This is a genomic window from Caballeronia fortuita, assembly GCF_001544835.2.
Taxonomy (GTDB): Bacteria; Pseudomonadota; Gammaproteobacteria; order Burkholderiales; family Burkholderiaceae; genus Caballeronia; species Caballeronia fortuita.
This window is the reverse complement of record NZ_FCNX02000008.1, coordinates 21,111-34,030: the sequence shown is the minus strand read 5'-3', so window position 1 is coordinate 34,030 and position 12,920 is coordinate 21,111. Positions and strand designations below refer to the sequence as shown.

Sequence of the window (12,920 nt, the reverse complement as noted above, 5' to 3'; positions counted from 1 at the left end):
CGCAATCGCCGCTCCAGCACCGACCATTCGGCCGGAATGAAACGCTGGAAAGTGCGCGTGCGCAGCGACGCTCCACTGAATCCTGCCGCTGCCCAACATTTCGGCACGGCCCGCTTGCACCTCGTCGAAACCAGTATCGCACAGCTTCAAAAAAAACAAACCGAGCACCAGTTGCCGCGGGCCGCCGGGTATCACACAAGTGAGTCGATTATGCGACTTTTCAAGATGGCGTGCTTGGACGGCAGCGCACACGCAATGCAGGAATTACCCTACGAATGCGCTCTTTGCAACGAGCTTAACGGCTATCCCAAAAATTCCTTGACACCCGATTTAAGAGATTTAACAATCAAACTGGCACTTTTTTCCGGGGGCCAACCACGGACGAAAAAAGAGGCCGAGGTGAGCTTGTGAGGAGGGGGCGGTTCACATTGTGGGGTGTGCCGTCGAGCTTTTCGAGCGTGCTCTGGGTGCGACAAGAGTTAGAGGGGAAGTACGAATGTCTACTGGTACGGTCAAATGGTTCAACGACGCGAAAGGCTACGGATTCATCACGCCCGATGAAGGCGGCGAGGATCTGTTCGCACATTTCTCGGCGATTCAGATGAACGGTTTCAAGACGCTCAAGGAAGGCCAGAAGGTCAGCTTCGAGATCGTCCAGGGACCGAAAGGCAAACAGGCTTCGAACATCCAGGATGCAGTCTGACCGTTCGATCGACGTTGCTGCTGAAACCCGGCCTTCGCGCCGGGTTTTTTTACGCCCCACATTCTCAGCATACATGGGGCGCTCACGCCAGATAAAAACCCCGCAAGACGTAGGTCTTCCGGGGTTTTTAGTTACCAGTTCGAATTGAGGTGAGTCCTCACATATTTTCGATCATCACCTCTCCGAAGCCCGAACACGATACCTGCGTCGCGCCTTCCATCAGGCGGGCGAAGTCGTAGGTGACGCGCTTCGAAAGAATCGATTGCTCCATCGACGAGATGATCCGGTCCGCCGCCTCGAACCAGCCGAGATGGCGCAGCATCATTTCCGCCGACAGGATTTCCGAGCCCGGATTCACGTAGTCCTTGCCCGCGTACTTCGGCGCGGTGCCGTGCGTCGCTTCGAACATCGCGACGGAATCCGACATGTTCGCGCCCGGCGCGATGCCGATGCCGCCCACCTGCGCCGCGAGCGCATCCGAGATGTAGTCGCCGTTCAGGTTGAGCGTCGCGATGACGTCGTATTCGGCGGGACGCAGAAGGATCTGCTGGAGGAACGCATCGGCGATCACGTCCTTCACGACGATATCGCTGCCCGACTTCGGATTCTTGACCTTCATCCACGGACCGCCGTCGATCAGTTCCGCGCCGAACTCCTTCTGCGCGAGCGCGTAACCGTAGTCGCGGAACGCGCCTTCGGTGAACTTCATGATGTTGCCCTTGTGCACGAGCGTGACCGAGCGGCGGTCGTTATCGATCGCATACTGGATCGCCTTGCGCACGAGCCGCTCCGTGCCCTCGCGCGACACCGGCTTGATGCCGAGCCCCGACGAATCCGGAAAGCGGATCTTCTTCACGCCCATCTCCTCGCGCAAGAACTTGATGACCTTCTTCGCTTCGGGCGATTCCGCCGGCCATTCGACGCCCGCGTAGATGTCTTCCGAGTTCTCGCGGAAGATCACCATGTCGATCTTCTCCGGTTCGCGCACCGGCGAGGGCACGCCCTTGAAGTAGCGCACGGGCCGCAGGCATACATACAGATCGAGTTGCTGACGAAGCGCCACGTTCAGCGAGCGGATGCCGCCGCCGACGGGCGTCGTGAGCGGCCCCTTTATCGACACGATGAACTCCTTCACCACGTCGAGCGTTTCGTCCGGCAGCCACACGTCCGGGCCATAGACGCGCGTCGCCTTTTCGCCCGCGAAGACTTCCATCCATTGAATCTTGCACTTGCCGCCGTAGGCTTTTTCCACGGCCGCATCGACGACCTTGATCATGACAGGCGTGATGTCGACGCCCGTGCCGTCGCCCTCGATATACGGGATGATCGGCTGATCCGAAACGTTGAGCGAGAAATCCGCGTTGACGGTGATCTTGTCACCGTCCGCCGGAACCGTGATGTGCTGATACGGCATGGTCGACTCCAAATATGGCCGGACTTGAATGGAAGCAATCAGACTGGTTAGCGAGCGATGCGATGCAGCATGCGCGGCCTCGCGTACACGATGACGTACGTAATGACGCGCGATGATGTTCACCGCATCATTCTAACCATGCTGGCCAGCCCCGGCGCGCCCGAGGCCGCGAGGCGCATGGATTAAGATGCCGCATCAGATCACGCCGCGCGCCGCCTTCGCATGTCACTCATCGCCCTGAACAAGCCCTTCGGCACCATCTGCCAGTTCTCCCCGCACGAAACGCGGTCGTCGCTCGGCGACTGCGTGAAGACGCCGGGCGTGTATCCGGCGGGCAGGCTCGACGCCGACAGCGAAGGTCTGCTCCTGCTCACCGATGACGGCGCATTGCAGGCACGCATCGCGGAGCCGCGTCACAAGCTCGTGAAGCGATATTGGGCGCAAGTCGAAGGCGCACCCGACGAAGCCGCCTTGACGCGTCTCGCGAACGGCGTCGATATCGGCGGCCATGTGACGCAGCCGTGCCGCACCGCGTTCGTCGATCAAAGCGATACCGATGCGCTCTGGCCGCGCACGCCGCCGATCCGCTATCGCGCAGCCATCCCGACGACGTGGATCGAACTCGCGATCACAGAAGGCAAGAACCGGCAAGTCAGACGCATGACGGCCGCCGTCGGCTTCCCTACATTGCGCCTTGTGCGCGTCGCGATCGGCGCGCTCGATATCTTCACGCTCGGCCTCGCGCCCGGCGAAAGCGTCGAGGTCGAATCGCGCGCGCCGTGGCAGCGCGTTCGTTGAATGGCATTCAATTATCTCGAAAATAAGCAATGCGCCGTCGTTTCGCGAATGCGTTTAAACGTCGTGTCATGAAGATCGAGTAGCGCGCGTGGTGGATCGGAACAACATCAAAGCGGATATCAAAACGCGCATCGAATATTTTTTGGTCTGCTGCGCAATTTCTTTGTCACTCGCGTCAACCGACTCTTCTCGCGATGCGTTAAGGGCCTCAGATGCCGCATAAAGCTATCCGGCATGAGCGAATAACTGATTACAACAACCTGTGTGCTCCAGGGTGTTTGAAAGGTTCAAGCGTTCACGGTCTTATCGAAAATCAAATAGTCGATAAGACTGTCAACCGAAAGGTAGGTGGCTCGTTTACCGACATGACTCAATGACCGGGTCGTCTGGTTAATCAACTCTCGCTGAGGATGTAAAGATGAACAAACTGATCGCTGCTCTCGTCGCTGGCCTGTTCGCAACCGCTGCGTTCGCACAAGAAGCTTCGGCACCGGCTGCTGCTGCTCCGGCAGCTGCTTCGTCGGCTCACAAGTCGTCGGCTCACAAGAAGTCGCACAAGTCGTCGCACAAGAAGTCGCACAAGGCAGCCGCTTCGGCTCCGGAAGCAGCTTCGGCAGCGCAGTAAGTTTGTTGTAAGAGGCGGTATAGCGAAGTCAAGAACGAAGCATTACCGCCGTACTTACGGCGTTGAAGGGCAGATGGCCGCAAGGCATCTGCCCTTTTGTTTTGTGTCTGCGCATCGAGTAACATGCGCGTGGTTTGGCCGGTTCAGGTCCAGACAATCAATATGGAATGGGAGCTTTGCCGTGAATCTCGTCTCGCGCTTTTCGACTCAACGAAGCAATATGGGCAAGCTCGCCCGCGCGTGCGTGATCGCGCTCGCGTTGCCGTTCGCCGCATTGCCGCTCGCGCAGGCGCAGACGATGCCGCCCGGCGCGAAACAGCCGTCCGATTTCCCGCGCGCGAAACTGACGGCCGGCATGTACGTGATCGACGCCGCCGTCGCCGCCAACGATGCCGATCGCGAGCAAGGCCTCATGTATCGCACGAAGCTGGGTGCAAACGAAGGCATGCTCTTCGTGTTCAATGAAAACGCCGTGCATTGCTTCTGGATGAAGAACACGCTGATCCCGCTGTCGATCGCGTTCATCCGCGCGGACGGCACGATCACCGACATCGACGAGATGCAGGCCGAGACCGAGAACAACCACTGTCCGCGCAACAACGGCGTATACGCGCTCGAAATGCCCAAGGGCTGGTTCGCCGCGAAAGGCATCAAGCCAGGCGTGCAGCTCAAGGGCTTGCCGCGCGCGCAGTAACGCGTCTTTCGCGCACGATCGAAGAACCGGCGTCGTCGTCCGACACGCCGGTTTTTTTGCGTCCGAATCTCCGGGAAGTCTCGGGCACGGAGCTGGCAGGATTCCTGCAAAGAGCTTGCCGACGCGCTATCCTAAAAAGATTCAGCGCGACGCTCTTGCGTTGGCTACACGCCGCGCTGACTTTATCCACAGGAGGTTCACGTGCCCCGCAAGACTCCCATCGAGCGCTATCGGAACATTGGAATTAGCGCTCACATCGATGCCGGCAAAACCACGACTACCGAGCGCATCCTTTTCTATACCGGCGTGACGCACAAGATCGGCGAAGTGCACGACGGCGCGGCCACGATGGACTGGATGGAGCAAGAGCAGGAACGCGGCATCACGATCACCTCGGCGGCGACGACAGCCTTCTGGAAAGGCATGGCCGGCAACTATCCGGAACACCGCATCAACATCATCGATACGCCGGGGCACGTCGACTTCACGATCGAAGTCGAACGCTCGATGCGCGTGCTCGACGGCGCATGCATGGTCTATGACTCGGTCGGCGGCGTGCAGCCGCAATCGGAAACCGTGTGGCGTCAGGCGAACAAGTACAAGGTGCCGCGCATCGCGTTCGTCAACAAGATGGATCGCGTCGGCGCGGACTTCTTTCGCGTGCAGCGGCAGATCGGCGATCGTCTGAAGGGCGTCGCGGTGCCGATCCAGATTCCGATCGGCGCGGAAGATCACTTCCAGGGCGTGGTCGACCTCGTGAAGATGAAGGCGATCGTCTGGGACGACGAGAGCCAGGGCATCAAGTTCACCTACGAGGAGATTCCCGACAACCTCAAGGACCTCGCGCATGAATGGCGCGAGAAGATGGTCGAAGCCGCGGCCGAAGCGAGCGAGGAATTGCTCGAAAAGTATCTCGAGGATCACGAAAGCCTGACCGAGGACGAGATCAAGGGCGCGCTGCGCAAACGCACGATCGCCAACGAGATCGTGCCGATGCTCTGCGGCAGCGCGTTCAAGAACAAGGGCGTGCAGGCGATGCTCGACGCCGTGATCGATTACTTGCCCTCGCCCGTCGACGTGCCCGCGATTCTCGGCCACACGGAAGACGATAAGGAAGCGGAACGCCATCCGAGCGATGACGAGCCGTTCTCCGCGCTCGCCTTCAAGATCATGACCGATCCGTTCGTCGGCCAGTTGATCTTCTTCCGCGTGTACTCGGGCGTCGTGAATTCCGGCGACACCGTCTTCAATCCGGTGAAGGACAAGAAGGAGCGCCTCGGCCGGATTCTGCAAATGCACGCGAACGAGCGCAAAGAAATCAAGGAAGTGCGCGCGGGCGACATCGCGGCGGCCGTCGGCCTGAAGGAAGCGACGACCGGCGACACGCTCTGCGATCCGCAGAACGTCATCATCCTCGAACGGATGATCTTCCCGGAGCCCGTGATCTCGCAGGCCGTCGAGCCGAAGACGAAGGCCGATCAGGAAAAGATGGGCATCGCGCTGAATCGTCTCGCGCAGGAAGACCCGTCGTTTCGCGTGACGACCGACGAGGAATCCGGCCAGACGATCATCTCCGGCATGGGCGAGCTGCACCTCGAAATTCTCGTCGACCGGATGAAGCGCGAGTTCGGCGTCGAGGCGACGGTCGGCAAGCCGCAGGTCGCGTATCGCGAGACGGTGCGCAACAAGGTCGAGGACGTCGAAGGCAAGTTCGTCAAGCAGTCGGGCGGACGCGGCCAGTACGGCCACGCGGTGATCGCGCTGGAGCCGGATCCGGGCAAGGGCTACGAGTTCGTCGACCAGATCAAGGGAGGCGTGATTCCACGCGAATTCATCCCGGCGGTCGACAAGGGCATCCAGGAAACGCTGAAGGCCGGCGTGCTGGCGGGCTATCCGGTCGTCGACGTGAAAGTGCGCCTCACCTTCGGCTCGTATCACGATGTCGATTCGAACGAAAACGCGTTCCGCATGGCCGGCTCGATGGCCTTCAAGGAAGCGATGCGCCGTGCGAAACCCGTGCTGCTCGAACCGATGATGGCTGTCGAAGTCGAAACGCCCGAGGATTTCATGGGCAACGTGATGGGCGATCTCTCGGGCCGGCGCGGCATCGTGCAGGGCATGGAGGACATCGCGGGCGGCGGCGGCAAGCTCGTGCGCGCGGAGGTGCCGCTCGCCGAGATGTTCGGCTACTCGACGTCGCTGCGTTCGCTCACGCAAGGCCGCGCGACCTACACGATGGAGTTCAAGCACTACGCGGAGACGCCTAACAACGTGTCGGAAGCGATCATCAACTCGAAAGCGAAATAATCGCGATCGAACCGTGTAGTATCGGAAGTCCGTTGCTCGCTTCCTTGATGGCGGCAACGGACTTTTCATATCCGCAGACGATAGACGGGCATGAGCGACATGAGCGATCCACATCAGCACATCGATTGGCGCGAACACGGCGTCAAGGTCATCAAGGGCGATCAGCTCGACACCAACACACCGCAGACGCCGGGCATGAACCGCGCGGCTGCGATCAACGCGGCGCGCGTCGGCGCGCAGAAGATCTGGGCCGGCACGGTCACGATCCATCCGAATGCGAAGACCGGCGCGCATCATCACGGCGCGCTCGAAAGCGTCATCTATGTGGTGCGCGGACAGGCGCGCATGCGCTGGGGCGAACATCTCGAGTTCACGGCCGAGGCCGGTCCCGGCGACTTCATCTTCGTGCCGCCCTACGTGCCGCACCAGGAAATCAACGCCAGCACCGACGATCCGCTCGAATGCGTGCTCGTGCGCAGCGACAACGAAGCGGTGGTGGTGAATCTGAACATCGATGCGGTAGAGCAGCCCGAGGAAGTCTTCTGGGTTGATCCGATCCACAAGCATCCGCACGATCACTGAAGCACACGGGCGCGTCAAGGAGCGGCGCGTTCCTTGCTAGTTCGACCTGAATGCACCTCGACGGCGCGGTCGAGCCGATCCCGCATGGGCGACGGCCAGCAAACAACGACAACGGAAAAGCACACGATGAAGAAACCTTCGACCGACGCGCATCTACTCGAACTGCTCCGCCCGAGCGCGGGCGAGCTGGGCAATCACGCGATCGACGAGTTCATGGCCGGCCGCCTCACGCGCCGCGAATTGCTGCGCCATGCGAGCGTGCTCGGCCTGGCGCTCGCCGCGGGCGGCATTCTCGGCATGCCCGCCGCGCGCGCGCAAGGCACGGGCAAGCCCGGCGGCACGATCCGCGTCGCGCACATGACGCCTGCGGGCGCGGTCGATCCGCTCACGGTGACGGACGCGGCGGGCCTCGTGCTCATCAATCAGACCGGCGAATTCCTGATCGACGACGACAGCGAGCACCTGACGCTGCGGCCTGCTCTTGCGCTATCGTGGTCGTCGAATGCGAAAGGCGACGTGTGGACCTTCAAGCTGCGCCCCAACGTCAAGTTCCACGACGGCCAGCCGATGACCGCCAAGGACGTCGTCGCGACCTTCAATCGCCTGTCCGATCCGGGTACGGGCTCGGCGGCGCTCTCCGTGCTGAAGGGCGTGCTGTCGAAGGATTCGGCGAAAGCCGTCGACGATCACACGGTCGAATTTCATCTCGACGCGCCCAACGGCAATTTCCCGTATTACGTTTCCTCGAACACATATAACGCGGTGATTCTGCCCGCCAATTTCAGCGGCCCGTACGAGAAGACGTTCATGGGTACTGGCGCGCTCAAGCTCGAAAAATACACCCCGACAGTGGGCGCCTCGTTCGTGCGCAATCCCGACTACTGGGGCGAGAAGTCGCTGCCCGATCGCGTGCAGTTCTCCTTCTACGCGGACCAGCAGGCGCAACTTCTCGCGATGCAAGGCCGCCAGGCCGACGTGATGGGCGACTTCACCGTGCAGGGCGGCGTTGCGATGCTGACGAATCCGCAGTTCAAGGTGCTCGGCACGAAGTCGAGTTCGCATCGGCAGATTCACATGCGCTGCGACATGGGCGCGTTCAAGGACAAGCGCGTGCGTCAGGCGCTCGCGCTCTCGATCGATCGCGAAGTCATCGTGAAGGGATTGTTCCGCGGCCGCGCGCAGGTCGGCAACGACAGCCCGTTCGCGCCCGTGTTTCCGTCGAGCGATCTCACCGTGCCGCAACGCAAGATCGACATCGCCCAGGCGAAGAAGCTGATGAGCGATGCGGGCGTCGCGAACGGCTTCGACATCACGCTCACGACCGAAAAGTACATGGAGATTCCCGATCTCGCGGTCGTCGTGCAGAACGCGGCGAAGGCGATCGGCATTCGCATCCAGTTGAAGGTCGAGAGTCAGGACCTCTATTACGGCTCGGGCACGTTCGGCAAGTCGGACTGGCTCGATTCGCCGCTCGGCATCACCGATTACGGGCATCGCGGCGTGCCGAACGTATTTCTCAACGCGCCGCTGACGAGCGCCGGAACGTGGAACGCGGCGCACTTCAAGAATCCGGAGTACGACAAGCTCGTCGCGCAGTTCGTCGCCGCGCTCGATGTCGCGTCGCAGAAGAAGCTGTCCGGCCAGATTCAGCGTCTGCTGCTCGACGAAACGCCGGTCGTGATTCCCTACTTCTACGACCAGTTGATCGTCACGCGCGCCAGCGTCTCGGGCGTGCGTTTCAACGCGATCTCGCAGATGTGGTTCGACCGCGCAACGATCTCGGCCTGAACGCATGAGCACGATCACGCCCACGGCGTACGTAGCCGATTTCGCCAAAATGAAACGCGTCGTGCGCTTCGTAGGCGTGCGGCTCTTGCTCGCGCTCGTCACGCTGTGGCTTTTGTCGATGATCGTCTTCGCGGGCGGCCAGCTTCTGCCCGGCGACGTCGGCCGCGCGATTCTCGGCCCGCTTGCCGACGCGCGCGCGGTCGCGGCGCTCAATCATCAGCTCGGCGTCGACCGGCCGCTTCTCACGCAGTATTCGAGCTGGATCGGCCATTTCCTGCGCGGCGACATGGGCGAGTCGTACGCGTTTCGCGCGCCCGTCGCGCCGTTCATTGGCGATGCGCTGTGGAACTCGGCCAAGCTCGGCGCGCTCGCGTTCGTCGTCGTGGTGCCGCTCGGCATCGCGGGCGGCGTGTATGCGGCGCTGCATTCGGGCCGATGGATCGATCGCGTCATCAGCATCGGCGGACTGACGGCGACCGTCGTGCCGGAATTCGTCTCGTCGATCGTGCTGATCCTGATCTTCGGCGTGTGGCTGCAATGGCTGCCGATCGAGGCGACCGCGCCCGCCGGCGCCGGCATCCTGACGCAACTGGAGCACCTGATCTTGCCGGTGCTGCCGCTCGTCTTCGTGTTCTTCGGCTATATCGCGCGGATGGCGCGCGCGGGCACCGTCGAAGCGCTCGACGCCGACTACACGCGCACCGCGATCCTGAAGGGCCTGCCGCAGCGCGTCGTGATCCTGCGGCACGTGCTGCGCAACGCGCTCCTGCCGACGGTCACGGTCGCCGCGACGCAGCTCGGCTACATGATCGGCGGGTTGGTCGTCGTGGAGACGCTGTTTCACTATCAGGGCATCGGCTCGCTGATCTACAACGCTGCAAAAGCGAAGGACTTTCCGATGCTCGAAGCGGGCGTGCTGACCATCGGCGTGATCTATACGGCGGCGAATCTGATCGCGGATGCGCTTTACGTCGTGCTCAATCCGCGCCTGCGCACGGGTGAAGCGCAATGAGCACGGCGACCGCTGTTGCGCCGAAACCGCGCCGCTTCGAAGCCCTCGGCGCGCTGCTGCGCTCGGCCACGTTCGATCTCGGCGTGCTGATCCTGCTCTTCTGGGTGGTGTGCGCGCTCTTCGGCCACTGGCTCGTGCCGCACGATCCCTACGCGTCCGATCCGCTCAACTCGCTCGTCGCGCCTTCCGCCGATCACTGGTTCGGCACCGATCAGCTTGGCCGCGACATCTTCGCGCGCGTGATCGTCGGCTCGCGCGACATCCTGACGATCGCGCCGCTCGCAACCCTGCTCGGCACGGCGGCGGGCACGGCGATCGGGCTCGTCGTCGGCTATTTCGACGGCTGGGTCGACGCCGCCATCGGCCGCGTGATCGATGCGCTCCTCGCGCTGCCGCTCGTCATCGTCGCGCTGCTCGCGCTCGCCGCGGTCGGCGCGAGCAATACGACGGTCATTATCGTGATCGGTCTCACGTTCGCGCCGATCACCGCACGCACCGTGCGCGCCGCCGTGCTGAGCGAGCGCCATCTCGACTACGTGCTCGCGGCGCAATTGCGCGGCGAAAACGCGCTCTACATCATGTTCGCGGAGATTCTGCCCAACGTGCTGCCGCCGATCATCGTCGAGGCGACCGTGCGCCTCGGCTACGCGATCTTCGCCGTCGCGACGCTCTCGTTTCTCGGCTTCGGCATCCAGCCGCCGTCCGCCGACTGGGGCCTCGCGCTGTCCGAAAGTTATACGCTGATGGCGGGCGGCGCGTGGTGGACCGTCGTGTTCGATGCCGCCGCGATCGCGTCGCTCGTCGTCGCAGTGAATCTCGTCGCGGATGCCGTGCAAGGAGTGCTCGACCGATGAACGGACCGCCGCCATCGGCATTTCCCACGTTCGGCGCCGCGAAAGGCGATCAGGCCGACGCGCTCACGGTCGTCGGCCTCACGGTTGCATATCGCTCGCGCGGACGCGAACGCGAAGTGCTGCAGGACGTGACCTTGCGCGTGAAGCGCGGCGAAGCGTATGGACTCGTCGGCGAATCGGGCTGCGGCAAGTCGACGGCCGCGCTCGCGGTGCTGCGTTATCTGCCGCGCAACGGCCGCGTGAAGGCGGGCCGCATTTCGATCGCCGGCCGCGATGTCGCCGCGCTCAACGCCGACGCGCTGCGCGGCATGCGGGCGAACGCCGTGTCGATGGTCTATCAGGATCCGGGACGCGCGTTGAATCCGTCGCTGACGATCGCGCGGCAAGTCTCCGAAGCATTCGAAGTCACGGGCGCATCCGCCGACGAGGCGCTGTCGCGCACCGCCGAAATGCTCCGGCGCGTGCGCATCGCGTCGCCCGAGCGCGTGATGGACAGTTATCCGCATCAGTTGTCGGGCGGCATGCAGCAGCGCGTCGTCATCGCGATGGCGCTCGCGTGCAATCCCGAACTGCTGATTCTCGACGAGCCCACAACGGGCCTCGACGCCACGGTCGAAGCCGAAGTGCTCGATCTCATTGCGCAATTGCGGGCGGAGCTCGGCACGGCCGTGCTCTTCATCAGCCACAATCTCGCGGTGATCGGGCGCATGTGCGACCGCGTCGGCGTGCTGTATGCGGGCAAGCTCGTCGAAGAAGGCGCGACCGCCGATGTCTTCGCGCAACCGCGTCACCCGTACACGGTCGGCCTGCTGCGCTGCCTGCCGCGCGCAGGCCGCAGTAAGGAGACCGGGCGTCTCGACACGATTCCCGGCTCGCTGCCGCTGCCGGGATCGATCGCGCAGGGCTGCATCTTCGCGCCGCGCTGCAAGCTCGCCGACGAGCGGTGTCTGAAGGACGCGCCGCCGCCGTATCGCGTGGCATCGGCGCACGGCGATCAGATGGCGCGCTGCCATTACCATGAACGCGCCCAGACGCTGCCGCGCGCGACCGACGAAGCGCCGGTGCCGGTCGCCGATGCCGGCGTTGCCGATCAGCCGCTCGCGTTATCGGCGCGCAATCTCTCGAAAACCTTCCGCGTCGGCGATGAAGACGTGCGCGCCGTCCACGATGTCTCGCTCGATCTCGTTCAAGGCGAAACGCTCGGGCTCGTCGGCGAATCGGGCAGCGGCAAGACGACGCTCGCGAAGCTGCTGCTCGGCCTCGTATCGCCCGATAAAGGCGCGTCGCTCGAACTCGACGGCGCGACGCTGCCCGAGCGCGTCACCCGGCGCAGCGAGGAACAGGTGAAGTCGCTGCAGATCGTGTTCCAGAATCCGGATTCCGCGCTGAACCGCGCGCATTCGGTGCGGCAACTGATCGCGCGTTCGCTGTCGAAGCTCGCCGCGCTGCACGGCGAGGCGAAGGAAAAGCGCCTGCATACGCTGACCGAAGCGGTGCGCCTGCCCGCGCGCTATCTCGGCTCGCGCACGCGGCAACTGTCGGGCGGGTTGAAACAGCGCGTCGCGATCGCGCGGGCGTTCGCGGGCGATCCGCGCGTCGTGGTCTGCGACGAGCCCACGTCCGCGCTCGATGTCTCCGTGCAGGCCGCCATCCTCAATCTGCTCGCGGACTTGCAGCACGAGCGGCGCGTCTCGTACGTCTTCATCTCGCACGACCTTCATGTGGTGCGTTATCTGTCGGATCGCATCGCGGTGCTGTATCTCGGGCGCATCATGGAGATCGGGCGCGCGGCCGCCGTGTTCGACGGACCGCAGCATCCGTACACCGAAGCATTGCTGTCGTCGGCGCCGTCGATCGACGGGACGCATGCGAAGCGCATCCGTCTGTCGGGCGAGTTGCCGAGCGCGGCGAATCCGCCATCGGGCTGCGTGTTCCATACGCGCTGCCCGCGCAAGATCGGCGCAATCTGCGAAACGGATACGCCGCCCTGCCGCGACGCCGGCGACGGTCACGCGATCCATTGCCACATTCCCGTCGACGAACTGCGCGCGCTGCAACTTCAGTGACGGCGCAGTGACGGCAATACGGCCAATCGTCGGAACCAAAGCGGCGTTGCGCGTCTCTCATCGGTTCGATAGTTCAC

At 63.0% G+C, this 12,920-nt stretch carries 12 protein-coding genes; 11 read left to right on the top strand and 1 reads right to left on the bottom strand.

Annotated features, from left to right (window positions below; genetic code table 11):
* Positions 1-36 precede the first annotated feature (36 nt).
* The gene (locus tag AWB77_RS16325; RefSeq protein WP_061135497.1) at positions 37-411 is read left to right on the top strand and encodes a hypothetical protein; all 375 of its coding nucleotides are present in this window, start codon (positions 37-39) and stop codon (positions 409-411) included.
* Positions 412-496: 85 nt separating this feature from the next.
* Positions 497-703: a cold-shock protein gene (locus AWB77_RS16320; RefSeq protein ID WP_041730164.1), complete on the top strand. Its 207-nt coding sequence runs from the start codon at positions 497-499 to the stop codon at positions 701-703.
* A gap of 157 nt (positions 704-860) precedes the next feature.
* On the opposite strand, the gene icd is transcribed toward AWB77_RS16320, so the two are convergent.
* Positions 861-2,117 carry an NADP-dependent isocitrate dehydrogenase gene (gene icd, locus AWB77_RS16315; RefSeq protein ID WP_061135496.1) on the bottom strand — a complete coding sequence of 419 codons (1,257 nt, stop codon included), beginning with the start codon at positions 2,115-2,117 and terminating at the stop codon, positions 861-863.
* 222 nt (positions 2,118-2,339) lie between these two features.
* On the opposite strand from icd, the gene AWB77_RS16310 reads away from it, so the two are divergent.
* From AWB77_RS16310 to AWB77_RS16270, 9 genes are all read left to right on the top strand, one after another.
* Positions 2,340-2,915, top strand: coding sequence for a pseudouridine synthase (locus AWB77_RS16310; RefSeq protein WP_061135495.1), 576 nt, complete (start codon positions 2,340-2,342; stop codon positions 2,913-2,915).
* A gap of 418 nt (positions 2,916-3,333) precedes the next feature.
* Complete coding sequence (locus tag AWB77_RS16305) at positions 3,334-3,540, top strand: hypothetical protein (RefSeq protein ID WP_061135494.1); 207 nt, start codon at positions 3,334-3,336, stop codon at positions 3,538-3,540.
* A 220-nt stretch (positions 3,541-3,760) separates the two neighbouring features.
* Entirely contained in the window at positions 3,761-4,234 is a 474-nt protein-coding gene (locus tag AWB77_RS16300) for a DUF192 domain-containing protein (RefSeq protein ID WP_061135493.1), read from the top strand.
* A 201-nt stretch (positions 4,235-4,435) separates the two neighbouring features.
* Positions 4,436-6,541 carry an elongation factor G gene (fusA, locus tag AWB77_RS16295; RefSeq protein ID WP_061135492.1) on the top strand — a complete coding sequence of 702 codons (2,106 nt, stop codon included), beginning with the start codon at positions 4,436-4,438 and terminating at the stop codon, positions 6,539-6,541.
* Positions 6,542-6,640: 99 nt separating this feature from the next.
* Positions 6,641-7,123 carry a cupin domain-containing protein gene (locus AWB77_RS16290; RefSeq protein WP_061135758.1) on the top strand — a complete coding sequence of 161 codons (483 nt, stop codon included), beginning with the start codon at positions 6,641-6,643 and terminating at the stop codon, positions 7,121-7,123.
* Positions 7,124-7,249: 126 nt separating this feature from the next.
* Positions 7,250-8,911, top strand: a complete 1,662-nt coding sequence (locus AWB77_RS16285) for an ABC transporter substrate-binding protein (RefSeq protein WP_061135757.1) — start codon at positions 7,250-7,252, stop codon at positions 8,909-8,911.
* Positions 8,912-8,915: 4 nt separating this feature from the next.
* Positions 8,916-9,923 carry an ABC transporter permease gene (locus tag AWB77_RS16280; RefSeq protein ID WP_061135491.1) on the top strand — a complete coding sequence of 336 codons (1,008 nt, stop codon included), beginning with the start codon at positions 8,916-8,918 and terminating at the stop codon, positions 9,921-9,923.
* Positions 9,920-10,777: an ABC transporter permease gene (locus AWB77_RS16275; RefSeq protein ID WP_061135490.1), complete on the top strand. Its 858-nt coding sequence runs from the start codon at positions 9,920-9,922 to the stop codon at positions 10,775-10,777. The genes AWB77_RS16280 and AWB77_RS16275 overlap by 4 nt, the downstream gene beginning before the upstream one ends.
* Positions 10,774-12,843 (top strand): dipeptide ABC transporter ATP-binding protein, encoded by a 2,070-nt coding sequence (locus tag AWB77_RS16270; RefSeq protein WP_061135489.1) that lies wholly within the window; start codon positions 10,774-10,776, stop codon positions 12,841-12,843. Before AWB77_RS16275 ends, AWB77_RS16270 begins: the two co-directional genes overlap by 4 nt.
* Positions 12,844-12,920: the final 77 nt, after the last annotated feature.